Source organism: Novosphingobium sp. (genome assembly GCF_965229225.1).
Lineage (GTDB): Bacteria > Pseudomonadota > Alphaproteobacteria > Sphingomonadales > Sphingomonadaceae > Novosphingobium.
On sequence record NZ_OZ245867.1, the window covers coordinates 1,116,150 to 1,139,991 of the forward strand.

24 protein-coding genes are annotated in these 23,842 nt (G+C 66.0%); 14 read left to right on the plus strand and 10 right to left on the minus strand.

The window, feature by feature from the left end:
- The first annotated feature begins 153 nt into the window (after window positions 1–153).
- From rpiB to rpsD, 6 genes are all read left to right on the plus strand, one after another.
- Window positions 154–594 carry a ribose 5-phosphate isomerase B gene (gene rpiB / locus ACO06X_RS04905; protein ID WP_421838858.1) on the plus strand — a complete coding sequence of 147 codons (441 nt, stop codon included), beginning with the start codon at window positions 154–156 and terminating at the stop codon, window positions 592–594.
- 12 nt (window positions 595–606) lie between these two features.
- Window positions 607–1,917 (plus strand): serine hydroxymethyltransferase, encoded by a 1,311-nt coding sequence (gene glyA, locus ACO06X_RS04910; RefSeq protein WP_421838859.1) that lies wholly within the window; start codon window positions 607–609, stop codon window positions 1,915–1,917.
- A 3-nt stretch (window positions 1,918–1,920) separates the two neighbouring features.
- A complete protein-coding gene (locus ACO06X_RS04915) occupies window positions 1,921–2,124 on the plus strand; it encodes a hypothetical protein (protein WP_298174153.1) in 204 nt (67 codons plus the stop codon).
- 9 nt (window positions 2,125–2,133) lie between these two features.
- A complete protein-coding gene (gene nrdR, locus ACO06X_RS04920; RefSeq protein WP_298174155.1) occupies window positions 2,134–2,610 on the plus strand; it encodes a transcriptional regulator NrdR in 477 nt (158 codons plus the stop codon).
- Window positions 2,607–3,329 (plus strand): RNA methyltransferase, encoded by a 723-nt coding sequence (locus ACO06X_RS04925; RefSeq protein WP_421838860.1) that lies wholly within the window; start codon window positions 2,607–2,609, stop codon window positions 3,327–3,329. The genes nrdR and ACO06X_RS04925 overlap by 4 nt, the downstream gene beginning before the upstream one ends.
- Window positions 3,330–3,691: 362 nt before the next feature.
- Window positions 3,692–4,303 carry a 30S ribosomal protein S4 gene (gene rpsD, locus ACO06X_RS04930; protein WP_421838861.1) on the plus strand — a complete coding sequence of 204 codons (612 nt, stop codon included), beginning with the start codon at window positions 3,692–3,694 and terminating at the stop codon, window positions 4,301–4,303.
- A gap of 135 nt (window positions 4,304–4,438) precedes the next feature.
- On the opposite strand, the gene ACO06X_RS04935 is transcribed toward rpsD, so the two are convergent.
- From ACO06X_RS04935 to tgt, 3 genes are all read right to left on the minus strand, one after another.
- Window positions 4,439–6,751, minus strand: a complete 2,313-nt coding sequence (locus ACO06X_RS04935) for a penicillin acylase family protein (protein ID WP_421838862.1) — start codon at window positions 6,749–6,751, stop codon at window positions 4,439–4,441.
- Between the two features lie 68 nt (window positions 6,752–6,819).
- The gene (locus ACO06X_RS04940) at window positions 6,820–8,787 is read right to left on the minus strand and encodes an alpha/beta hydrolase family protein (RefSeq protein WP_421838863.1); all 1,968 of its coding nucleotides are present in this window, start codon (window positions 8,785–8,787) and stop codon (window positions 6,820–6,822) included.
- A 287-nt stretch (window positions 8,788–9,074) separates the two neighbouring features.
- Complete coding sequence (tgt, locus tag ACO06X_RS04945; RefSeq protein WP_421838864.1) at window positions 9,075–10,202, minus strand: tRNA guanosine(34) transglycosylase Tgt; 1,128 nt, start codon at window positions 10,200–10,202, stop codon at window positions 9,075–9,077.
- Window positions 10,203–10,264: 62 nt separating this feature from the next.
- On the opposite strand from tgt, the gene ACO06X_RS04950 reads away from it, so the two are divergent.
- Together ACO06X_RS04950 and ACO06X_RS04955 are read left to right on the plus strand one after the other, a co-directional pair.
- The gene (locus tag ACO06X_RS04950) at window positions 10,265–11,035 is read left to right on the plus strand and encodes a TSUP family transporter (protein WP_421838865.1); all 771 of its coding nucleotides are present in this window, start codon (window positions 10,265–10,267) and stop codon (window positions 11,033–11,035) included.
- Window positions 11,036–11,102: 67 nt separating this feature from the next.
- Entirely contained in the window at window positions 11,103–11,339 is a 237-nt protein-coding gene (locus ACO06X_RS04955) for a YdcH family protein (protein WP_421838866.1), read from the plus strand.
- Here the strand turns inward: ACO06X_RS04955 and queA are convergent.
- The 5 genes from queA to ACO06X_RS04980 all read right to left on the minus strand — a co-directional run bounded on the left by queA (window position 11,336) and on the right by ACO06X_RS04980 (window position 15,000).
- Window positions 11,336–12,364, minus strand: coding sequence for a tRNA preQ1(34) S-adenosylmethionine ribosyltransferase-isomerase QueA (gene queA / locus ACO06X_RS04960; RefSeq protein WP_421838867.1), 1,029 nt, complete (start codon window positions 12,362–12,364; stop codon window positions 11,336–11,338). The two genes, ACO06X_RS04955 and queA, sit on opposite strands and share 4 nt — an antisense overlap.
- A 99-nt stretch (window positions 12,365–12,463) precedes the next feature.
- Entirely contained in the window at window positions 12,464–13,186 is a 723-nt protein-coding gene (locus ACO06X_RS04965) for a peptidylprolyl isomerase (RefSeq protein ID WP_421838868.1), read from the minus strand.
- Window positions 13,187–13,304: 118 nt separating this feature from the next.
- On the minus strand, window positions 13,305–13,826 hold the full coding sequence (gene coaD, locus ACO06X_RS04970) for a pantetheine-phosphate adenylyltransferase (protein WP_421838869.1): 522 nt from the start codon (window positions 13,824–13,826) through the stop codon (window positions 13,305–13,307).
- 2 nt (window positions 13,827–13,828) lie between these two features.
- Complete coding sequence (locus ACO06X_RS04975) at window positions 13,829–14,746, minus strand: polyprenyl synthetase family protein (protein WP_298171079.1); 918 nt, start codon at window positions 14,744–14,746, stop codon at window positions 13,829–13,831.
- On the minus strand, window positions 14,743–15,000 hold the full coding sequence (locus tag ACO06X_RS04980; RefSeq protein ID WP_421838870.1) for an exodeoxyribonuclease VII small subunit: 258 nt from the start codon (window positions 14,998–15,000) through the stop codon (window positions 14,743–14,745). Before ACO06X_RS04980 ends, ACO06X_RS04975 begins: the two co-directional genes overlap by 4 nt.
- A gap of 61 nt (window positions 15,001–15,061) precedes the next feature.
- On the opposite strand from ACO06X_RS04980, the gene ACO06X_RS04985 reads away from it, so the two are divergent.
- The 3 genes from ACO06X_RS04985 to purL are packed head-to-tail and all read left to right on the plus strand — an operon-like array spanning window position 15,062 to window position 18,379.
- Window positions 15,062–15,460 carry a DUF2177 family protein gene (locus ACO06X_RS04985; protein WP_421838871.1) on the plus strand — a complete coding sequence of 133 codons (399 nt, stop codon included), beginning with the start codon at window positions 15,062–15,064 and terminating at the stop codon, window positions 15,458–15,460.
- Between the two features lie 6 nt (window positions 15,461–15,466).
- Complete coding sequence (locus ACO06X_RS04990; RefSeq protein WP_421838872.1) at window positions 15,467–16,126, plus strand: hypothetical protein; 660 nt, start codon at window positions 15,467–15,469, stop codon at window positions 16,124–16,126.
- Window positions 16,127–16,165: 39 nt separating this feature from the next.
- A complete protein-coding gene (gene purL, locus ACO06X_RS04995; protein ID WP_421838873.1) occupies window positions 16,166–18,379 on the plus strand; it encodes a phosphoribosylformylglycinamidine synthase subunit PurL in 2,214 nt (737 codons plus the stop codon).
- A gap of 153 nt (window positions 18,380–18,532) precedes the next feature.
- Here purL and ACO06X_RS05000 read toward each other — a convergent pair whose 3' ends face one another.
- Together ACO06X_RS05000 and serB are read right to left on the minus strand one after the other, a co-directional pair.
- Entirely contained in the window at window positions 18,533–19,357 is an 825-nt protein-coding gene (locus ACO06X_RS05000; RefSeq protein WP_421838874.1) for a Coq4 family protein, read from the minus strand.
- Window positions 19,358–19,414: 57 nt separating this feature from the next.
- Window positions 19,415–20,323, minus strand: coding sequence for a phosphoserine phosphatase SerB (serB, locus tag ACO06X_RS05005; protein ID WP_421838875.1), 909 nt, complete (start codon window positions 20,321–20,323; stop codon window positions 19,415–19,417).
- Between serB and miaA the strand changes: the two genes are divergently transcribed.
- The 3 genes from miaA to ilvN all read left to right on the plus strand — a co-directional run bounded on the left by miaA (window position 20,316) and on the right by ilvN (window position 23,805).
- Entirely contained in the window at window positions 20,316–21,266 is a 951-nt protein-coding gene (gene miaA / locus ACO06X_RS05010) for a tRNA (adenosine(37)-N6)-dimethylallyltransferase MiaA (RefSeq protein WP_421838876.1), read from the plus strand. The genes serB and miaA overlap by 8 nt on opposite strands.
- Window positions 21,267–21,521: 255 nt before the next feature.
- Entirely contained in the window at window positions 21,522–23,270 is a 1,749-nt protein-coding gene (ilvB, locus tag ACO06X_RS05015; RefSeq protein WP_421838877.1) for a biosynthetic-type acetolactate synthase large subunit, read from the plus strand.
- A 13-nt stretch (window positions 23,271–23,283) separates the two neighbouring features.
- Complete coding sequence (gene ilvN / locus ACO06X_RS05020; protein ID WP_421838878.1) at window positions 23,284–23,805, plus strand: acetolactate synthase small subunit; 522 nt, start codon at window positions 23,284–23,286, stop codon at window positions 23,803–23,805.
- Window positions 23,806–23,842 lie beyond the last annotated feature (37 nt).

The window sequence follows — 23,842 nt, forward strand, 5'->3', positions numbered from 1 at the left end:
GGACCCGCCACAGACGGGGCGGAGGGGTTCCGCCTTGTTATTATTCTTCCTAATACTGCACTTAAGGCAATCACACGCACTGGCAAAGCTCGGCCAACCCTCCTAAAGCGCTCTGGACACACGAATCCCCCGGCTCAGGACCACCCGCCGCCCATGCGCATCGCCATCGCCTCGGACCACGCCGCCTTCGATCTCAAGGCCGAACTCGCCGCCCATATCGCCGCGCTGGGCCACGAAGTGCTCGATCTCGGGCCGGACAGCACCGCCAGCGTCGACTATCCGGACTACGGCTACAAGATCGCCGAAGCAGTTGCCTCAGGCAACGCGGATCGCGGCGTCGCGCTCTGCGGCTCGGGCATCGGCATTTCGATCGCGGTAAACCGCCACCCGGCGCTGCGCTGCGCGCTGGTCAGCGAGCCGCTCTCGGCCGCACTCAGCCGCTCGCACAACAACGCCAACGCGATTGCCATGGGCGCCCGCCTGATCGGCCCCGAAATGGCCAAGGCCTGCGTCGAAGCCTTCCTTGCCGGCGAATTTCTCGGTGGCCGCCACGAAGGGCGCGTCGCCAAGCTTTCCACCCCTGCCCTCGCATAAGGAGCCCCGCCGATGAACATTGCAGCCCCCGCGCAGGAAATCCGCAAAGCCGGCTTCTTCACCGAACACCTCGCGTCGGCCGATCCTGAAGTCTACGCCGCGATCCGCGGTGAACTGAACCGCCAGCAGACCAAGATCGAGCTGATCGCGTCGGAAAACATCACCAGCCTCGCCTGCCTTGAAGCCGCCGGTTCGGTCTTCACCAACAAGTATGCCGAAGGCTACCCCGGCAAGCGCTACTACGGCGGCTGCGAATATGCCGACGTCGTCGAAACGCTCGCCATCGAGCGCGCAAAGCAGCTGTTCGGCTGCGAGTTTGCCAACGTGCAGCCCAATTCGGGCAGCCAGATGAACCAGGCCGTGTTCCTTGCCCTGCTGCAGCCGGGCGATACGTTCATGGGCCTCGATCTCAATTCGGGCGGCCACCTCACCCACGGTTCGCCGGTCAACATGTCGGGCAAGTGGTTCAAGCCGGTCGCTTATGGCGTGCGCCGCGAGGATCACCAGATCGACATGGACGCGGTCCGCGCCACGGCCCATGAACACAAGCCCAAGCTCATCATCGCCGGCGGCACCGCCTATTCGCGCGTGTGGGATTGGGAAGCCTTCCGCACCATCGCGGACGAGATCGGCGCCTACCTCCTTGTCGACATGTCGCACATCTCCGGCCTCGTCGCGGGCGGCGCGCATCCCTCGCCGATCCCGCACGCGCACGTGGTCACCACCACCACGCACAAGAGCTTGCGCGGTCCCCGCTCGGGCGTGATCCTCACCAACGATGAAGCGCTCGCCAAGAAGATCAACATGGCGGTGTTCCCCGGCATGCAGGGCGGCCCACTCGTCCACATCATCGCCGCCAAGGCCGTCGCCTTTGCCGAGGCGCTGAAGCCCGAATTTGCGGCCTATGCCCACCAGGTCGTCGCCAATTCGCGCGCATTGGCGGCCAGTCTGCAGGAAGCCGGCCTCGGCATCGTCTCGGGCGGCACCGACAACCACTCGATGCTGGTCGATCTCACCCCCAAGGACGTGACCGGCAAGGCTGCCGAAAAGGGCCTCGACCGCGCCTGGCTGACCTGCAACAAGAACGGCATCCCCTTCGATACGCGCTCGCCCTTCGTCACTTCGGGCATCCGCCTGGGCACCCCCGCCGGCACCACCCGCGGCTTCCGCGAGGACGAGTTCCGGCAGATCGGTGCCCTTATCGCCGAGGTCGTCGATGGCCTTTCGCGCAATGGCGATGAAGGCGATGGCCAGGTGGAACAACGCGTGCGCGAGCGGGTTGAAGCCCTGTGCGCCCGCTTCCCCATCTATCCGGAGCTTTGAACCATGTCTGACAACAACGATCTTCTCGGCCGCGCCCAGACTGAAATCAGCGGCATGGCCAAGCAGGGCATGGACCACCCGTCGACCAAGCCGGTCCTGATCGGCGCGGGCATCGGCGCAGTGGCGGGTGCGCTGCTCCCGTTCGTGTCGCTCCCGCTCGGCCTTGCCGTCGGCGCGGGCTATGCCTTCTGGCAACGGATCAAGTAAACCCGCCTGATGCGTTGCCCCTTCTGTGCCCATGAAGAGAGTCAGGTAAAGGATAGCCGGCCGAGCGAGGACAACACCTCGATCCGCCGGCGCCGCCAGTGCGAAGGCTGCGGCGCGCGCTTCACCACGTTCGAGCGCGTGCAGCTGCGCGAAGTCATGGTGGTGAAGGCGGGCGCGCCGGGCGGCGAACCCCGCCGCGAACCCTTCGACCGCGCCAAGATCGAACAATCCGTTGCGCTCGCCTGCCGCAAGCGCCCAGTCGCGCCCGAACGCATCGAGCGCCTCGTCAGCGGCATTCAGCGCCAGCTCGAAACCTTGGGCGATGCCGAAGTCGAAAGCCGCCAGATCGGCGAAATGGTGATGGAAGGCCTGCGCCAGCTCGACAGCGTCGCCTATATCCGCTTCGCATCCGTCTACCGCGATTTCACCGAAGCGCGCGATTTCGAGGAATTTGCCAGCACCGTGCGCGAGGTGGGGGGGAAGTGACTGCAAACCCCGTTATCGTCCTCGTCCGGCCCCAGCTCGGCGAAAACATCGGCAAGGCCGCGCGCGCCATGCTCAATTTTGGCCTCACCCGCATGCGCCTCGTGTCTCCGCGCGATGGCTGGCCCAATCCCAGCGCCGGCCCAGCCGCTGCGGGCGCAGACATCGTGCTGGCCAATGCGGAAGTCTACGAAACCCTCGCGGACGCCGTCGCCGATTGCGCGCATGTCTACGCCACCACCGTGCGCAAGCGCGGCGTCACCAAGCCTGTCCTCACGCCCGAAGAAGCCGCGAAGGAAGCCGCCACCGCCGTGGGCGGCACCGCCTTCGTGTTCGGCCCCGAACGCTCCGGCCTCGAAACCGATGATGTCGCGCTTGCCCGCAGCATCATCACCGTGCCGATCAACCCCGAATTCGGCTCGCTCAATCTCGCGCAGGCGGTGATTCTCTGCGCCTACGAATGGTCGAAGCACGCGCCCCAGGGCGGCCTTGCCCAGCCCCCCGCCGAAGAGATCCTGCCCCCTGCTCCGCAGGTGGAGCTCGAAGGCCTGATCGCCCAGATCACCGAGCATCTCGAACCGCGCGACTACTTCAAACCGGTCGGCCGCGCGCATGCCACCCGGCTCACCTTGCGCAACATGCTGACCAAACCGGCATGGAACCACCTCGAAGTGCGCACCATGCGCGGCGTCATCACCGCCCTGATGCGCACGCCGCGATAAATGGGGACTGTCCCTATTTCCATATTGGTTCGCGCAGAGATCGCAGAGTTCGCAGAGACGGGTTGAAGACCTTCGGCGCAGCCAACTTCGGCTCTCTCTGCGAACTCGGCGATCTCTGCGCGAACCATCTCTTCCTGCTTCTCTGCGCATCCACGCAGGAAACGCACTCCCGCCTTGACATTCCCCGCATTCGCTGGTCTAGGCGCGCCTTCGCAATTGGCCCTGCACGCCCGGTGAAGCAGTGGCCGCATGCCCCTTAGGGGAACATGGTGCGGTTCCGGGTCTACGAAACGCCGGCCTCAAGGCCGGTTCCCATAGGTCGGCCACGCGCTGGCCGCCAAAGCAAATTGAAAGGACTTGCCATGTCGAAGCGCAAGGCATCGAAGCACAAGATTGACCGCCGTCTTGGCGAAAACATCTGGGGCCGCCCGAAGAGCTCGGTCAACCGCCGCGCCTATGGCCCCGGCCAGCACGGCCAGCGCCGCAAGAGCAAGGTGTCGGACTTCGGCATCCAGCTCCGCGCCAAGCAGAAGCTGCGCGGCTACTACGGCGACGTCACCGAAAAGCAGTTCAAGCGCACCTATCAGGAAGCGGCGAGCATGAAGGGTGATACCGGCCAGAACCTCATCGGCCTGCTCGAACAGCGCCTCGACATGATCGTTTATCGCGCCAAGTTCGCGCCGACGATCTTCTCGGCCCGCCAGATCGTCAGCCACGGCCACATCCGCGTCAACGGCGTGAAGTGCAACATCGCCAGCCGCCGCGTCCGCCCGGGCGACGTGCTGACCCTCGGCCCCAAGGCCAAGGAAATGGCGCTGATCGCCGAAGCCCAGTCGCTGGCCGAGCGTGACATTCCCGATTACGTCGCCGCCGAAGCCGACAAGGCGACCTTCGTCCGCGTCCCGACGCTCGATGAAGTGCCCTACCCGGTGAAGATGGAACCGAACCTGGTCGTCGAGTTCTACTCGCGCTGATCCACCGGTTTCATACCGAACACGAAGAAGGCGGGGCTAACACCCCGCCTTTTTTGTTTCTTCGTGGTCCTCCCCATCTTCACGAAGTGCAAATGGGGAGGTGTCAGCCCACAGGGCTGACGGAGGGGTAAAGCCCTACTCCCCCGGCGTCACCGCGATGATCCGCTCCGCTTCCTGCAGCACCCTCGCCCGGCTCCACACGAAGGGCACATAAGCCCCGCCCGCCCAGCGCGCGAATAGATCGCGGTAATGCGCGCTCGCCGGATCGCCAGATTGCCCCGGCGTGTTGATCGCCACGCTGTTGTCCCACGCGCCCACGTCCATCACCAGCCGCACCGAAGGCCCCGCCGTCAGCAGGAAATCGCCCGACCAGCTCGCGGCATTGGGGGTCGAAGACCCGCCGCCGATCCCCAGCGGCCCCACCCGCTGTCCGCTCTCGCGGCCTGGAATGGCGAGCGCCGGCCGGAAATCCGCGACATGCAGCGAGCCCCAGCGCCATCGCGCCGGATCGGGCCCCAGCCGCCGCGTCATCTCGGCCCACGCGCTCCCCAGCGAATCGAGCAGGATCGCATGGCTGAGCTGCGCTGGTAGCTTGCCGTCCTCAAGCGTCTGAACGACGCCGATCAGCGCAACTGTGCCGATCGCTTCCCGCGCTGCCTCAGGCACGATCGCCTTCACCGCGGCCTGGGGCAGAAAGCGCCGCGCCCAGATCTCGTAGAGCGCCGCCGCCGCGCTCTCCGCGCCGAGCTCGCCATCCCAGCCGCGCAGCAGCGTCAGCGCGCCTGTCTCATCCACAGTCCTCCCTTCAAGCCCGCCCAGCAGTTTCACCACCCGCCGCGCAAAGGGCGAAGTCACATCGTTCTGAAGCGCCATCGCATCGGTGATGCCGAATTTGGGCTTCGCCGCGATCACCTCGGTAATCCGCGTCATCCGGCTCGGATTGGACCATTCGAGACCCAGCATATGCGGATAGCCCGCCGGCACGTTGTACTGGTTGGCCGTCGCAAACCACCCCTGCGCCGGGTCCTTGATCGCCGGCATCAGCGCACCGTCGAGCAGCCCATTCCAGCCATGGGCCTTACCCGCCGGCACCGGCAGCAGCCCGTCGCCCGCCGCACGCTTCGGCACGAACCCGGCCGCCATCCACCCCGTCGTGCCGCCCCTGTCGGCATAGAGCAGGTTGAGCGGCGGCGCCCCCCAGTGTGTCTGCGCCGCGCGGAAATCGTCCCAGCTCTTCGCCGTAAAGGCCCAGGCCGCGTTGAAATAGGCCGAAGCGCCCGGCTGGTTCCACGTCGCGCGCAAGGCAAAGCTGCGCCCACTGGCGGCATCCTCATGGATCACCGGGCCGTCTGCGGTGAACTTCAGCACGACCTCACGCGGGGCCTCGCCTTTCACCGCGATGCTCTCGCGCACTTCGGTCAACTTCGCGCCCTTGGGGTTCACCACCAGGTCCTGCTGGTCGATGGCAAAGATCGTCAGCGCCCAGGCCGCATCCTCGTTGTGCCCAAGGCTCATCCCCGGCAGCGCCGGCTCGCCCGCACCCGCAATTTTCAGCTCGGGGGTGTCGATATGCGAAAGATAGCGCAAGTTCGGCACGCTGTGCGTGCGGTGCGGATCGTTGGCCATGATCGCCCGCCCCGTCGCGCTGCGAGCAGGCGCGATCACCCAGTTGTTCGATCCCTCCTGCACTTCGGGATCGCGCAGTGCCAGGGCCAGCGCCTTGCCATCAAAGCGCACCTCGCTCGTGCCCAGCAGGTACTCATCGAGCACGTCCTTGGGTATGCTGCACGGATCGAGCCCCTTGGGCATCACCAGCTTGTGCGTCGCTGGCTCCAGCGGCGCGCGCATCGCCTCATAAGGCCCCGCCCCGCCGCACAGCGCCCGCGCCCGGTCGACTTCGGAGGCAATGTTGCTGGCGAGAGCATTGGAGCGAATGCGCACGACATCGTCCGCCGTCCAGCGCTCGGGCCGACTGGCGCTCGCGGCAAACTCCAGCGGCAACGGCTGCCGCCCCGCCTCAACATCGGCAACGAAGGCATTGATTCCAGACACAAACGCCTCGGTCCAACCCTTCGCTGCCGCCGGATAGGCCGCCCATTCCTTGATCATGTCCCCGCGATAAAGCAGCAGTCGCGCTGCCCGGTCCTGCGCCACGTAGGCTGGTCCAAAACTCGCCGAGAGCCGCCCCAGACCGCGCTTGCGCCACAAATCGATCTGCCACAGCCGGTCGCGCGCCACGGCATAGCCCTGCAGGAAAAACCCGTCGCGCGCGTTTCCGGCGTAGATATGCGGAATGCCAGCCCGGTCGATCACGATCTCGCCGGCCGCCTGCAGCCCCGGCACCACCCGAGCCTCGCGGACCACCGAAGGCGGCACCTCCTGCGCCATCACCGCCGAGCCCGAAACCGCCGCCAGCAGCCCTGCCAGCACAACCCCAATCCGCCGCATCACACCCCCCATCCTCACCGGATGCCAAGGTGCTGCGGCAGGGCGCGGAAGGCAATCGCTTTCCCGAGCTAGAAACCCATGGCCTTCCGCAGAAAGGCATCGCTCTCCGCCAGCACCCGCGTGCGCGCCGCTGCGGAGAACAGCTGGTGATCGAGCCCGGGGAACGTCACCAGTGTCACCGCCTTGCCCGCCGCGCGCAGCTTGTCCTCCATGATCCGCGATTGCGCGATATCGACATTGACGTCGTGATCGCCGTGGAACAGCAGAACCGGGGCCTTGATCCGGCCGGCATTCTGCGCCGGCGATCCCTCGGTCACTTGCGGCCCCTCTCCGATGAAGTCGCGGCCAAGCTTGCTGCTGTCTACACGAAGCCGCTGCAGATCGGTCACCGGCGCCACTGCCACGATTGCCTTGAACAGTTCGGGATCGAGCACCGAGCTTTGCAGGGCGGCATACCCGCCATAGGACCAGCCCACGATTCCCAGCTTGCCCGGTGCGGCGATGCCCTGCGCCGTGAGCCAGCGGCCCGCATCGTTGACATCGCCGATTGCGGTGCGCCACGAGCGGAAGCCATTGCGCTGGTACCAGTCGCTGCCATAGCCCGCAGAGCCGCGGAAATTCGGCTGCAGCACCGCATATCCGCGCACCGCAAAGAACTGCACCAGCCAATCAAAACCCCACTCGTCGCGCGATGATGGTCCGCCGTGCGGCATGACGATGGCGGGCAGATTCTTCCCCGAACTGCCGGGCGGCAGCGTCAGATAGGCCGGGATCATCGTCCCGTCCGCCGCCGGATAGGTCACCGATTTCATCGTGCCCATCGTCACGCCGGCCAGCTCCGCGCGCACCGGCAGCAGCGGCGCGAGTTGCCGGGTTGCGGGGTCATAGCGGTAGAACGTCCCCGGATCGACGTCGCTCGATGCCAGCAGCAGCAACTTGCCGTCGTCGCTTGCATCCATGAAGGCCACGCTCGGCTGCCCTGGCAGCGCCTTGCCCAGCCCCGCGCCAAGTTTCTTGAGCGCAGGATCGAAGAACTCGACCATGCGCCGGTCTGTTGCATAGCTCGCGCCGACCACGCGCTGGTCGCGCCCGATCTGGATCAGACCGTCGACATCGACCCCATCGCGCGCCAGCACCAGCTCCTGCTTGCCCGACCCGTCGAGCGCCATGGTGTAGAGCGCTTGCGCCCCGTTCAGCGCTTGCCAGCCATAGACCACGTTGCGCGCCGCATCGATCGCCAGCGGATTGAAGCCGTCCTCCCGGCCGGATGCATCGAGCCTTACCTTCGAAAGGCTCTGCCACTCGCGCGATCCGGGCTGGCGGAACGAATAAGTGACCTGTCCGCGCCGATCGCCATTCCCGTCGATGGGCTGCACGCCCATGATGCGCACATTGCCATGGCCGTCGCTGATATACTCGCTGGCCTCGGCAACAGGCCGCTCGACAGTATGCCGCGAGAGGCTGGTGACGTCGACTTCCTCGACCCCGAAGCCCGTCACATCGCGCTTGATGCCGACTTGCGAGGCCTGCTGCGGCACGAAGAAGCGCGTCACGAGGATGCGGCCCGGCTTGCCCGGCACAGCGGCCCAGTCGATCACCGATCCGCCCGTCAGCGCCACCGAGCCCAGCGTATCGCTGCCGGTCCCGGCCGAAACGCGCTGGACATTCCCGCCATCACTGTCGAGCGCGAAGAGGCGGCTGATCGGAAGCAGATAACCGCCGTAGTCATAGACGGTGGTATTGCGGCAGACGAGCCGCGTCGCCGTGGCCCAGCTGCAAGATCGCAGCGTCTCCGGCCCGGGCCGCTGAGCCAGCACGGCCTTGGGCACGCCGTCTCCCGCAAGATCGACGACCATAAGCCGGGCCCCGCCATCACCTTGCGGCGCGACGTAGGCAATCTTGGAGCCATCGGTCGAAAGGCTGATCTGCCGCACGGATTCGAGCGCGCCAAACTTCGCCGCGATCACGGTGCCCTCGTCCGCCTGAGCCAGCGCGCGGCCCGCGCCGGACAGGCTCGCGGCGCTCAATCCCATCATCCACAACGCAAGGCGCAAGCTTGGCCTCCCCCGGAAAAGCCATCGCATCCTCAGCGCAAGACTGCCGCCATGCAAGCGCGAACAGCGCCGATATGGAACCCGCGCGAACGCTGGGCAACGCAAGGCGCTGTCCTACACAAGCCCGGCACGATAGGGTGCAGCCTTGCTCTGTGAAACCGTGAAGAAACCCGCTCGCCGCGCTGTCACCGCCGGTGCCGTTTGCCTGCGAAAAGAGGGGGCGGAGTTTTTCCTCAGGACTGTGTCAACTGTGTCAACCTGACCTGAATTCAGCGCTTCGCCAGATATCTTGCCCGGAACCCCGCCGCAAAGGCCGCAAACCGCCCCTCGGCAATCGCGCCGCGCATCGCGGCCATCAGTTGCTGGTAGAACGAGAGGTTGTGCTCGGTCAGCAGCATCGCGCCCAGCATCTCACCCGCCTTGTGGAGGTGGTGCAGGTAGGCCCGGCTATACTTGGCGCACACCGGGCACGTGCACTCCGGATCGAGCGGCCCCATGTCCTCGGCGTGCTTCGCGTTGCGCATGTTCAGCGGCCCGTCCCAGGTGAAGCCCTGACCGTTGCGACCCGAACGCGTCGGCAGCACGCAATCGAACATGTCGACCCCGCGCTCCACCGCGCCAACAAGGTCATCGGGCTTGCCAACGCCCATGAGGTAGCGCGGACGATCCTCCGGCAGCTGGCCCGGCGCGAAATCGAGCGTGGCGAACATCGCCTCCTGCCCCTCGCCCACCGCCAGTCCGCCGATGGCATAGCCATCAAAGCCGATATCCCGCAGCGCCCCCGCGCTCGCCGCGCGCAGCTCCTTGTCGAGCCCGCCCTGCTGGATGCCGAACAGTGCGGCGCTTTCCGCATGCGCGCCGCCCGCATCGAAGCCGTCGCGGCTGCGCTTTGCCCAGCGCATCGACATGTCCATGCTGCGCGCGATCACGTCGCGCGGCTGGTCGATCTTGGGGCACTCATCGAAGGCCATCACGATGTCGCTACCCAGCAGCCGCTGGATCTCCATGCTGCGCTCCGGCGTCAGATTGTGCCGCGAACCGTCGATATGGCTCGCGAAGGTCACGCCTTCCTCGGTGATCTTGCGCAAGTCGGAAAGGCTCATCACCTGATAGCCGCCGCTGTCCGTAAGGATCGGTTTGTCCCAGCGCATGAAGTTGTGCAGCCCGCCCAGCCGCGCCATCCGCTCCGCGCCAGGGCGCAGCATCAGGTGATAGGTATTGCCGAGGATGATGTCCGCGCCCGTCGCCGCGACGTCCTCGACCTTCATCGCCTTGACCGTGCCCGCCGTTCCCACCGGCATGAACGCGGGCGTGCGGATCGTGCCGCGCTGCATCGTGATCGCGCCGGTGCGGGCACGGCCATCAGTGGCGTGGACGGCGAAGGAAAAGCGGGTCATTGCGCAAGTTCTCGGGTGCGGGAGAGGTTGTGCGCCTTACGCACAAACGCCATGGGGCGCAAATGCACGAAGCTTTCGTCCTCGCCCCCTGGCTCTATCCCGCGCTGACCGCCCTTGCCGTACTCACGGGCTGCATCGATGCCATAGCGGGCGGCGGCGGGCTGCTGACGCTTCCGGCGCTGATCTACGCCGGGCTGCCGCCGCATCTGATGCTCGGCACCAACAAGCTGCAGTCCGCGATGGGCGCCACCGTCGCCACCACGCGCTATCACCGCGCCGGGCTCTTCACGCTGCGCCCTAATCTGCCTGCCACGATCGCCGCCTTCCTCGGCGCGGGCGCAGGCGCGCTCGTCATCCAGCACTTCGATGCCAAGGTCCTGCGCCTCGTCGTACCCCTGCTGCTGATGGGCGCTGCGCTCTACACCCTGCTCTCCCCCCGCATGGACGACGCGCCGGGCAAGCCGCGCCTCTCCGAAGGGGCCTATCTCCCCGTCGCTGGCGGCATCGGCTTCTACGATGGCTTCTTCGGCCCCGGCACCGGCCAGTTCTTCGCCGCCACGCTGGTCGCCTTGCGCGGCCTCGGCCTCACCCGCGCCACGGGCCTTACCAAGCTGCTCAACCTCGCCAGCAATGTCGCCAGCCTCGTGGTCTTTGCGCTGGGCGGGCAGGTCATCTGGCTGCTCGGTATCTGCATGGGCGCAGGCTCGATGGTGGGCGCCATGATCGGCACGCGGCTTGCAACGCGCTACGGCGCGCGGCTGATCCGCCCGCTGCTCGTCACCGCCAGCTTGGCGCTCACCGGCAAACTGGTGTGGAGCTGGTTCGCGAATTGACCGGCCGCAATTCGCCGCCCCTCCCGCCCTGCTAGGCTCCCCCCAGACCCCAACGAGGAGACCACGCATGAGCCATTCCGCCCACGATCTCGCCGCCGCATTTCCGGATGCCACCGCAAAGCTCCACGCACTCAAGCTCGGCAACGCGCACTTCCAGAAGCTCAGCGATGCCTACTACCAGCTCGACAAGGCGATCCACCGCGCCGAAACCGGGATCGAGCCAACGTCCGACCATCACCTCGAAGACCTCAAGAAGCAGCGCCTCACCGTGCTTGATGCCGTGGCGGAGATGGTCGCGGCCTAGGGGATCAGCAGGCTGGAATCGCCGTAGCTGTAGAAGCGGTACTCATTCGCGATCGCGTAGGCATAAACCGCCTGCATCCGCTCCAGACCCATCAGCGCGCTGACCAGCATCATCAGGGTCGATTTGGGCAGGTGGAAGTTGGTCATCAGCCCATCGATCGCGCGGAAGCGGTAGCCCGGCGTGATGAAGATGCTGGTATCGCCCGCAAAGGGGTGGATCACGCGGGCTTCATCCGCCGCGCTTTCCAGCAGGCGCAGGCTGGTCGTGCCCACTGCGATGATCCGCCCGCCCGCCGCGCGGACAGCATTGAGCCGCGCCGCTGCTTCGGGTTCGATCCGGCCCCATTCGGCGTGCATCGCGTGGTCGTCGGTATCGTCGGCCTTGACCGGCAGGAACGTGCCCGCCCCCACGTGCAGGGTCAGCGTCTCATGCAGCACGCCCGCCTCGGCGAGCGCGGCCATCAGTTCGGGCGTGAAGTGCAGCGCGGCGGTCGGCGCGGCCACTGCGCCGTCTTCTGCTGCGAACATCGTCTGGTAATCCTCGCGGTCGCGCTGATCCACCGCGCGCTTGCCCGCGATATAGGGCGGCAGCGGCATCGTGCCCGCCCGCTCGAGCAGCACCTCGACCGGCTCCTCGCCGCCGAAGGCCAGCGTCCAGCTGCCGTCGGCGTGGCGCTCCTCGGCGGTCGCCGTCACGCCAGCGCCGAACGTGACCACCACGCCCGGCTTCAGCCGCCGCCCGTTGCGCACGAAGGCCTGCCAGCGGCGCAGGTCCATCCGCTTGTGCAAGGTCGCGCCGATCCGGGCGTTGCCGACTTCGCCGTCCAGCTGCGCCGGGATCACCCGCGTATCGTTGAATACCAGAACATCGCCCGCGCGCAGCAATCTGGGCAGATCGCGCACCGCGGCATCGGTGAACGGCCCTTGCGCCCCCACCCCAAGCAGCTTGGCCGAATCGCGCGGAGAGGCGGGGCGCAGCGCAATGCGCTCGGGCGGAAGCTCGAAATCAAACAGGTCTACACGCATGGGTATGGCCGCTAGCGCCGCTGCGTTGCTTCGACAAGCTCAGCGGGCATGCGGACAAACTAAATGACAAACCCTCGCGCCAAGCCGCGCCAGCAACCCTCAGTTGGACTGGGAATTGCTCAGCATGTCTGCGGTAAACGCTGCGGGCGCAGCCGGCGCGGGCGGCGGCGGCGGGGCCTTGCCCTCGGACGCCAAGCTTGCCTGCACGATCTTGGTCGGGTTCTTCGGCGGCTCGCCGCGCACGATGGAATCGACGATATCCATCCCCGCGATCACCCGCCCGAAGTTGGTATATTTGTGATCGAGCGCGAAGCGCGGATAGAACACGATGAAGAACTGGCTGTTGGCCGAATTCGGCTCTTCCGTGCGCGCCATCGAAACGGTGCCGCGCAAGTGCGGGATATCGTTGAACTCGGCACTGAGGTCCGGCAGCTTCGAACCGCCCTGCCCGGTGCCGGTGGGATCGCCGGTCTGCGCCATGAAGCCCTCGATCACGCGGTGGAAGATCACCCCGTTGTAGAAGCCTTCCTTGGTCAGCGTCTTGATCCGCTCGACATGGTGGGGCGCCCATTCCGGCATGAGCCGGATTGCCACGCGCCCGCCGTTCGAAAGATCGAGCAGCAGCACGTTGTCGGGATCATGCGAGATATCGGCATCGACGGCATACGTGATCGTCTGCGCATGCTGGATCGGATCGATCTTGATCGGCTTGGCCGCTTCCTTCTCCGGCGGGCGCTGGGCCATGACCGGCGAAATCGGGGCGATGAGCGCCGCGCCGAGCGCGAGCCCGAGCGTGATCCTGGTGAACAAACGCGATGCCATCAAACCCAATTCCTAATCACTCTGGCCGATCAGATCTGCCGATGTGCGCCGGATAGCCCCCCGGCGATGACGCCGCAATGAACAAATCGCCCCTGGCCCGGCGTTCACCAGGCCGCGTTCAATAGTCGCCAAGCCTCCCCTGGCGTTCCACCCGCTCCACCACTTCATCACGCACTGTCGGCGTCACGAACCGGTGAATGTCGCCGCCAAACAGCGCGATTTCCTTGACCAGCTTGGAAGCGATCGGCTGCAGGCTGACGTCGGCCATCAGGAACACCGTCTCGATGCCGTCATTGAGCTGCTGGTTCATGCCCGCCATCTGGTATTCGTACTCGAAGTCCGCCACCGCGCGCAGGCCGCGCACGATCACGCTTGCGCCCTGCTTCTCGGCAAACTTCATCAGCAGCGCGTTGAATCCCATGACCGAGACGTTCTCGATCCCCTGCGCCGCCACTTCACGCGTGACCATGGCCATGCGCTCCTCGGGCGTGAACATCGGGTTCTTCGAAGGATTGGTCGTCACGCCGATGATCAGCTTGTCGACCAGTTTTGCCCCCCGGCGAATGATATCGAGATGCCCCAGCGTGATCGGGTCGAACGTGCCGGGGTATACCCCGATCCTGCTTCCCGCCTCTCCCATTTCTACCGATCCCTTTCGACAATGAACCACGCCAGCGCACGCAGCAGGTCCGCTTCCTCCCCATAGGAGGACAGAAACTGCACCGCTTGCTCGACCAGCATATGCGCCTGCTCTCGCGCCCGCTCCGGCCCGAGCAGCGAAAGGAAGGTCTCCTTGCCCGCCTGCTCGTCCTTGCGCAGCGCCTTGCCCGCCGCTTCCTCGTCGCCTTCGGCATCGAGCAGATCGTCGGCAATCTGGAAGGCAAGGCCGATATCGCGGGCATAGCCGCGCAAGTGCGAGCGCCCCTCGGCCGGAATGCGCCCGATGATCGCGCCCATTTCCACCGCCGCGCTCAGCAGTGCGCCGGTCTTCAACTGCTGCAGCCGGGTCACCGTCGGCAGATCGAACGAGGCGGTCTCGGCGGCGATATCCATCATCTGCCCGCCGGCCATGCCGTTCATCCCGCTCGCCAGCGCCAGCGTGCGCACCAGTTCGATCCGCACGAAGGGGTCGCCCGACAGGTTGGGATCAGACAGCACCTCGAAGGCAAAATCGTGCAGCGCGTCCCCCGCCAGCACCGCCGTCGCCTCATCGAAGGCGACATGCAGCGTCGGTTTGCCGTGGCGCAGCGCGTCGTCATCCATGCACGGCAGATCATCGTGGATCAGCGAATAGACGTGGATTGCCTCGATCGCAGTGCCCACCCGGATCGCCATGGAGCGGTCCGCGCCGAACAGGCTGGCGGTGGCCAGCACCAGCAGCGGGCGCAGCCGCTTGCCGCCGCCGATCGCGGCATAGCGCATCGCCTCGATCAGCCTGTCGCGCGGGTCGTTCGCCAGCGGCAGCAGCGCATCGAAGCTGCTGTCGATATCCTCGGCGATGCGCACCAGCGCCGGGCGCAGCAGGTCCTGCCAAGGGCCCGTCCGTTCCATCGCGGTCATGCCCCGGCGTTTCCTTCATCAAATGGCTTGGTGCCCGCAGCGCGCCCCGGCCCATCGCTGACAATCGCCTCGATCCGCGCCTGCGCCGCATCCAGCCGCTTCTGGCAATGCGCGCGCAGCGCATCCCCCCGCGCGTAGAGGTCGATTGATTCGTCCAGCGGCGCCTCGCCGCTTTCCAGCCGGCGGACGATATCCTCCAGCGCTTTCAGGGCTTCCTCGAAACTCAGCGAGCCGATGTCGGGTTGGTCTACCATCGCGTGCCAGCATTGACGGGCGAGCCGCAGCCGGTCAAGCTTCGAGGCAGGGAGACCGTGGATGCAACTCGTAATCGCCTATGTCGTGGCGGCCCTCGTGTTCGGGGCGCTCGATGCGCTGTGGCTCGGCTGGGCCGGGCCAAACCTCTATCGCCCCGCGCTCGGCGATCTCCTGGCTCCCACATTCCGCCTTGCCCCTGCCGGCATTTTCTACCTCGCTTACCTTGGCGGCATGGTCTGGTTCGCGATCCGCCCCGGCATCGCCTCCGGTCTCGGCGCCGCAGCGCTCAACGGCGCCCTGCTCGGCGCGCTGTGCTACGCAACCTATGATTTCACCAATCAGGCCACACTCGCCCGCTGGCCGAGTTACGTGACCGCAATTGATGTCTGCTGGGGCGCCTTCGCCACGATGACCGCCGCAGTTGCCGCCACCTGGGCCGCACGCGCTTTCGCCGGCTGAGGCCCCATGTTCGTCGGCCATTTTGCCCCCGCCTTCATCGCCGCCACAGCGCGCAAAGCGCCGCCGCTGGCAGTGCTCATGGTCGGCACGCAGCTCATCGATTTCGGCTTCTTCACCTTCGCCCTTCTCGGCATCGAGCATTTTCGCATGGTGCCGGGAATCACCGCCAGCAACTGGCTCGATCTCTACGACATGCCCTACACGCACAGCCTGCTCGGCACCGGCGTATGGGCGGCAGGCTTTGCGGCACTGGTCTGGCTGGTCTGGCGCAGCGCCGCCGCCGCTCTGCTCGCCGCCGCCGCAGTGCTCTCGCACTGGCTGCTCGATCTTCTCGTCCATCGGCCCGATCTCACGCTAGCGGGATCGCCGCCCCTGCTCGGGTTGGGACTGTGGGACCTGCCGCTGGTCGAAAAGCCGCTGGAACTCGCCCTCATCTTTGGCGCGCTGGCGTTCTATGTCTGGCGCACGCGGCCTGTTTCGCCGCGCGCCGGATGGGCGCTGGGGGTGCTGGCCGTGGTGCTCGCGCTGGTTCAATCGATAGACTGGTTCGGCGCGCGCACGACAGTGGTCGATGCCAGCCTGCCGCTAACCGCGCTGTTTGCCTACGTTCTGATTTCGGTGCTTGGCGTTTGGTTGCAATCTACCCGGCAAAACCGCTCCTCTTGAGACTCGCCTTGGCCGCGCTCCGTCGCTAAAGCCCCCCGCATGGCCGAGATCACCGCAGAAACCGTCGCCGCCCACGGGCTGTCCGAGGAAGAATACGCCCGCGTGCTCCACGCGCTGGGGCGCGAGCCGAACCTCGTCGAGCTCGGCATCTTCTCGGTCATGTGGTCGGAGCACTGTTCCTACAAATCGAGCCGCATTCATCTCAAGAAGCTGCCGACCGAGGCGCCCTGGGTGATCTGCGGCCCCGGCGAGAACGCCGGCGTTATCGATATCGGCGATGGACCGGACGGCACCAAGCTCGCCGCCATCTTCAAGATGGAGAGCCACAACCACCCCTCCTACATCGAGCCTTACCAAGGCGCGGCGACGGGCGTGGGCGGCATCCTGCGCGACGTTTTCACGATGGGAGCGCGCCCCGTTGCCAACATGAACGCGCTGCGCTTCGGCCGCCCCGATCACCCCAAGATGAAGCACCTCGTGCAGGGCGTCGTCGCGGGCATCGGCGGATATGGCAACTGCGTCGGCGTGCCGACCGTGGGCGGCGAGACCAACTTCCACCCTGCCTATGACGGCAACATCCTCGTCAACGCGATGACTGTGGGCGTCGCCGATCAGGACAAGATCTTCTATTCCGCCGCCACCGGCATCGGCAATCCGATCGTCTACGTCGGCTCCAAGACCGGGCGCGACGGCATTCACGGCGCAACGATGGCCAGCGCCGATTTCGGCGAGGATTCGGAAGCCAAGCGCCCCACCGTGCAAGTCGGCGATCCCTTCACCGAAAAGCTCCTCATCGAAGCCTGCCTCGAACTCATGGCGACCGACGCCATCGTCGCGATTCAGGACATGGGCGCGGCGGGCCTCACGTCCTCGTCGGTCGAAATGGCGACCAACGGCAAGGCCGGCATCGTGCTCGACATGGACAAGGTGCCCTGCCGCGAAGAGGGCATGACGCCCTACGAAATGATGCTCTCGGAAAGCCAGGAGCGCATGCTCATGGTGCTGAAGCCCGGCAAGGAAGCGATGGCCGAGGCGATTTTCCGCAAGTGGGAACTCGATTTCGCGGTGATCGGCGAAGTGACCGACACCGGCAACATGGTCCTGACGTTCCAGGGCGAGACCGTGTGCAACATCCCGCTCGGCCCGCTCGCCGAAGACGCCCCGCTCTATGACCGCCCAGCAATGAGCCTTGCGGACTACAAGGCATGGGCCGGGGTGAAGCCGCTGGGCGATGTGCCGGCCAGCACCGATCTCGGCGCGGATCTCCTCAAACTCATCGGCTGCCCCGATCTCGCCAGTCGCCGCTGGATCTGGGAGCAATACGATTCGCAGGTTGGTGCAGACACGCTGCAAAAGTCGGGCGGCGACGCGGCCGTCGTGCGCCTCCACGGCACGCACAAGGCGCTCGCGATGAGCACCGACTGCACCCCGCGCTACTGCTATGCCGACCCTCACGAAGGCGGCAAGCAGGCGGTGGCCGAAACCTACCGCAATATCTCGGCCGTCGGCGCGACCCCGCTCGCGATCACCAACTGCCTGAACTTTGCGAACCCGCAGCGCCCCGAAATCATGGCCCAGATCGTCGAAGCCCTGCGCGGCATGGGCGAAGCCTGCCGCGCGCTCGACTATCCGATCGTGAGCGGCAACGTCTCGCTTTACAACGAGAGCAAGGCGACTGGCGGCGGCTCGGCCATTCTCCCCACCCCCGCGATCGGCGGCGTCGGCCTCATGGAAAACCATGAGAAGATGGCGACGATTGCGTTCAAGGCGGCAGGCGAGGCGATCTTCGTGATCGGCCACAGCGATGAAGGGACTTTGGGGGGCCACCTCGGCCAGTCACTCTGGCTGCGCGAAATCCACGGCCTTGAGGACGGCCCGCCCCCGCCGGTCGATCTCGCCGCCGAACGCGCCCACGGCGAATTCGTGCGCAGCCTGATCGCCGCCGGAAAGGTCAGCGCGGTTCATGACGTTTCAGACGGCGGCCTGCTGGTAGCGCTTGCGGAAATGGCGCTCGCCAGCGGTATCGGCTGCACGCTCGAGGAAATCGGCGATCACTTTACCGCCTTCGGTGAGGATCAGGGCCGCTATATCGTGACGAGCGCGGTGGCGGAGACGATCCAGGCCGCCGGCATCCCGATGGCCCGCATCGGCACCACCGGCGGCAGCGCCGTCAGCGGGCCGGGGTTTTCGGTGGAAATCGCGGCGCTGCGTGAGGCCAACGAGGCGTTCTTCAAAGATTGGATGGAGGGGTAAAGAACCCCTCCGACCTGCCTGCGGCAGGCCACCTCCCCATTTGCCCTGCGGGAAAATGGAGAGGATAAGGCAGGCAGCGCTTCTATCTTCCTCCCCATTTTGGCTAAGCCCAAATGGGGAGGTGCCTGAGCGGAGCGAAGGCGGAGGGGTTCTTTACGCCGCCTTCTTGCCCAACAGATCGTAGGGATCGACCCCCATCGACTGCCACACCGCATGCGCCGCACGATAATGCATCGCGGGCGAGATGTTGAGGCGGCGGCGCACTTCCTGCAGCGGCAGCGGCAGCAGCTGCGTGATTGATTGCTCGACCAGCCGCGGGCAGGCCTTGCCCAGACCCTGCGCCTCGCGGATCGCGCGCAGCACCGGGGCGCTGCTCTTGACCTGCTTGCCGATATTGAGCCCGGCCATGTAGCCGATGAACAGGTGCGCCGGCGAAGGCTGCTGGCTGTAGGTGAACGCCAGCACGCAGGCCTCGCCCAGCGCATCGCGGCCATAGCCGGTGAGAACATGAAGCATATCATGCACATCGCGCATGCGGTTCATGTACCACTGGAACTGGTCGTTGTACTTGGGCTTGTCCTTGGCGAAGCGTTCGAACTCCTCGACGAGGCCCGCCGCGGTGAGTCCTTCCTTCTCCATGAAGTCGCAGTAGGCATGCGCCAGCGAGCCTTCCGGCATGCGCCGCAGCGCTGCGTGGTCATCAAGGATCGTCGGCAGATCGGGTTCCTTCACCCGGATATCCATGCCGCGCTCCGAAGTCAGGAACCGCTCGCCGGACTTGCGCAGATCGCGCCAAGGCAGCGCCTCGAAGATGTAGAACACCTCCTCGGTATTTTCCTTGTCCTTCAACAGCTCACGGAAATGGTGCAGCGCCTTGGCTGGACGCAGCCGCAGCTGCGGCCGCCGCTCATCGAACAGCGGCAGCTGCAGGAAATCGCGTGAGGTATCAGCTTCGAAACGGGCAGTCAGAGCGTTCACGCAGGCCTCCGCAGAATCAGGTTCTGCGGCACTACTAACACCAGTGTTAATATAGCGTCAAGCCGCCACCCAATTCTCCCGCGCAATGCCATAAAGCGAGAGGATCGCGGTCAGATCGCCTCGCTCGATCCACCCATCCGCCGCCGCACGCGCCTTGGGCTTGGCGCGATAGGCGATGCCGTGGGTCGCCGCCTCCAGCATCGGAATGTCGTTCGCGCCGTCGCCGGTCGCCAGCGAACCCACGCCCTCGCCCAGCAGCGCCGCCTCATCGAGCAGCACCTTGCGCTTGACCGAACTGTCGACGATCCCGCCGACCACGTCGCCCGTCAGCTTGCCGCCATGCACGCCCAGCCGGTTTGCCACGACATGCTCGAAGCCCAGTTGCTCCGCCACCGGATCGGCAAAGGCGTGGAAACCGCCCGTCACCAGCACCGTCCGCGCGCCCAGCGCCTTCAAAGTCGCAACCAGCGTGCGCGCACCGTCCATCGGGCGGATCCGCTCCTCGAGGCACTGCGCAATGGCGCCTTCCGAAAGGTCCTTCAGCAGCCCCACGCGTTCCCGCAGCGCCGCCTCGAAATCGAGCTCGCCCCGCATCGCCCGCTCGGTGATCGCCGCGATCCGTTCTTTCAGCCCTGCAAAATCCGCCAGTTCATCAATGCATTCCTGCCCGATCATGGTCGAATCCATGTCCGAGACAAACAGCCGCGGCACTTCGATGGCCTCGCGCGAAAGCAGGAGGTCAGTGCTCGGGAAGCACTCGTCCAGAATGCGCCGAACCGCGCCGACATCGGGCGCTACCGCTTCCTCGATCAGCTCCATCTCGAGCACGTCCTCGACTTCCGCGAGCATGCCTGCGCCGGCCACTTCCCAGCCCGCGTCCTCGATCTGCTCCATGGCGAGCGCAAGCCGATCACCTAAGGTGTCACCAAGCGTCTCGGGCTCTGCTATCAGCCTTGCGATGAGCACCAACCATTCCCCTTCAAGCGCGGCCAGCCTGCCGCCGCTCGCGCTCATTGCAGGGCCGACGGCCAGCGGCAAGAGCGATCTCGCCGTGCGCACCGCGCTCGCCGCCGCAGGCAAGGCCGTCGTCATCAATGCCGATAGCGCGCAGGTCTACGCCGATCTCGCCGTCCTCAGCGCCCGCCCGTCAGAAGACGAAATGCAGTGCGTGCCCCACCGCCTGTTCGGCGCGTGGGATGGGGCCGAGGCCTGTTCCGCCGCCGATTGGGCCGCCGCCGCCCGCACCGAAATCGCCGCCGCGCACGGGCAAGGTGCGCTCCCCATCCTCGTCGGCGGCACCGGACTTTACATCCGAACCTTGCTCGATGGCATCGCCCCCGTGCCCCCCATCGATCCCGAGGTGCGCGCCGCCGTGCGCGCCTTGCCGGTGGCGCACGCCTATGCTGCCCTCACCCGCGAAGACCCGGAGCGCGCCGCCGCGCTCGCCCCGGCCGACAGCGCGCGCGTAGCCCGCGCGCTCGAAGTGGTGCGCTCCACCGGCCGCCCTCTTGCGGCATGGCAAGCCGAGCGTACCGGCGGCATCGGCCACGCCGTGGCGCTGCGCCCACTGATCCTGATGCCCGATCGCCCATGGCTCTATGAACGCTGCGACCACCGCTTCGCGCAGATGTGGCGCGGCGGCGCGCTCGCCGAAGTCGAGGCACTGCTCGCCCGCACTCTTGATCCCGCCCTCCCCGTGATGCGCGCCATTGGCGTGCCGGAAGTCACTGATTTCCTTGCCGGCACGTGCTCTGAAGCCGAGGCCATCGCGGCAGGAAGCCAGGCCACGCGCCGCTATGCCAAGCGGCAATACACCTGGCTGAGGCATCAACCACCCCCCGCGTGGCCGCGCATCACGTTGCAAAATTCCCCGCCAGACAGCTTGATTGAAGCATTATTACGTGATTAGCGATTGACGCGGCATTTTATGTCGTATACGCCACACTCAACGCCGTGTAAGGATTCCAGTCCCTCCCCGGCATGCCTGGCCCGGTGCAGTCTGCCTCTGCTCCGGGCCGCATTTTTTGCGGGTTTTCGTGGGATTCGGCCCCGTATCGGGCAGATTTTGGTTTGAACGGCGCGGCGGCACGGCTAACGCGCCGGTTCGCAGCGGCATCCGGGGCAAGACCCAGTAGGGAACACCGGGCCGGGAAGGGAATTGAGCGTGAAGAACGAGCGCAGCGGCGCAGAGATTCTGGTCGAAAGCCTGGTTGCACAGGGAGTCGAATGCGTGTTCGGCTATCCCGGCGGTGCGGTGCTGCCGATTTACGATGCCCTGTTCGGTGAAGAGCGCATTCGCCACATTCTCGTCCGCCACGAAGCAGGCGCCGCCCACGCCGCGGAAGGCTATGCCCGCGCTACAGGCAAGCCCGGCGTCGTGCTCGTCACCTCGGGCCCCGGCGCTACCAACGCGGTCACCGGCATTGCCGATGCTTTCATGGATTCGATCCCGCTTGTCGTCATCACTGGCCAGGTGCCCACCGCGCTGATCGGTTCTGATGCGTTCCAGGAATGCGATACCGTCGGCATCACGCGCCACTGCACGAAGCACAATTACCTCGTGAAAGACCCCAATCAGCTGGGCGAGATCGTGGCCGAGGCGTTTCGCATCGCCACCGAAGGTCGCCCCGGCCCGGTCGTGATCGATATCCCCAAGGACGTCCAGATCGGCCTCGCGCCGTGGACGGGCAAGCCGCTGCGCGAACGCACGCGCTACAATCCGCAGCTTGAGGGCTCTCGCGAGGATATCGCGCTGGCCGTCCAGATGATCGCAGCCGCGCAGGCACCGATCTTCTACACCGGCGGCGGCGTGATCAATTCGGGGCCCAAGGCGGCCGCCCTGCTGCGCGAGCTGCAGGCCCTCACCGGCGCGCCGGTCACCTCCACGCTCATGGGCCTTGGCGCCTTCCCGGCAGAACATCCCGCCTGGCTTGGCATGCTCGGCATGCATGGCACCTATGAAGCCAACATGGCGATGAACCGTGCCGATCTCATCGTCGCCATCGGCGCCCGCTTTGACGACCGCGTCACCGGCCGGCTCGATGCCTTCTCGCCGAATTCGAAGCGCATCCACATCGATATCGACCGGGCCTCGATCAACAAGACCGTGCGCGCCGATCTTCCCATCGTCGGCGATTGCGCGAAGGTGCTGCAGCAGCTTCTTGGCGCGTGGCACGAAGCCCACCACGAGGCGGCAGACCTCACCGAATGGTTCGCCCGCATCGAAGGCTGGCGCGCGCGCAAATCCCTCGCCTATCCGCACCGTAGCGAGGCGATCATGCCGCAATATGCGGTCGAGCGGCTCTACGAACTGACGCGCAGGCACGATCCGATCATCACGACCGAAGTCGGCCAGCACCAGATGTGGGCGGCGCAGTATTTCCACTTCTCCGGCCCCAACAAGTGGCTCACTTCGGGCGGCCTCGGCACGATGGGCTATGGCCTGCCCGCCGCGATCGGCGCGCAAGTCGGCTTCCCCGATGCGCTCGTGATCGACATCGCGGGCGATGCCTCGATCCAGATGAACATCCAGGAGCTCGGCACCGCCACGCAGTATCGCTTGCCGGTCAAGGTCTTCGTGCTCAACAACGAATGGATGGGCATGGTCCGCCAGTGGCAGGAACTGACGTACGAGAGCCGTTATTCGAACTCCTATTCGGACAGCCTGCCCGATTTCGTGAAGCTCGCCGAAGCCTATGGCTGGAAGGGCATCCGCATCACCGATGAGAGCGAGCTCGACGCCGGCATTCAGGCGATGATCGACCATCCGGGGCCAGTCTTCGTCGATTGCCTCGTCGCCAAGGAAGTGAACTGCTACCCGATGATCCCCTCGGGCGCGGCGCATACCGACATGATCCTCTACGGCGACAGCGTCTCCGGCACGATGGACGACGCCGCCAAGGCGCTGGTTTGAGGAGGCCTAGATCATGACCGCCGAAACCCTGATCGCCGCTGCTGAGCGCCACGTCCTCACCATCACCGTCGACAACGAAGCCGGTATTCTCGCCAAGATCGCGGGGCTCTTCACCGCGCGCGGCTACAATATCGACAGCTTGACGGTGGCCGACATTACCGATGGCCACGACGTCAGCCGCATCACCATCGTCACCCACGGCCCGCCCGAGGTGATCGACCAGATCCGCGCGCAGCTCGAACGCCTCGTGCCCGTCCACAAGGTCGTCGATCTCACCGAAGTCGGCCCTTACGTCGAGCGCGAGCTCGCGCTGATCAAGGTTGCGGGCAAGGGCGAGAACCGCGTCGAGGCGCTGCGCCTCGCCGATGTGTTCCGCGCCAAGGTCGTCGATACCACCACCGGCAGCTTCGTCTTCGAACTTACCGGCGCGCCCGAGAAGATCGACAGCTTCGTCAGCCTGATGAAGGAGCTCGGCCTCGTCGAGGTCGGTCGCACCGGCATCGTCGGCATGATCCGCGGCGCTGAGGCGGCTTAGATATTACGGAAATTCGAGAACCTACAGCAACCGAACC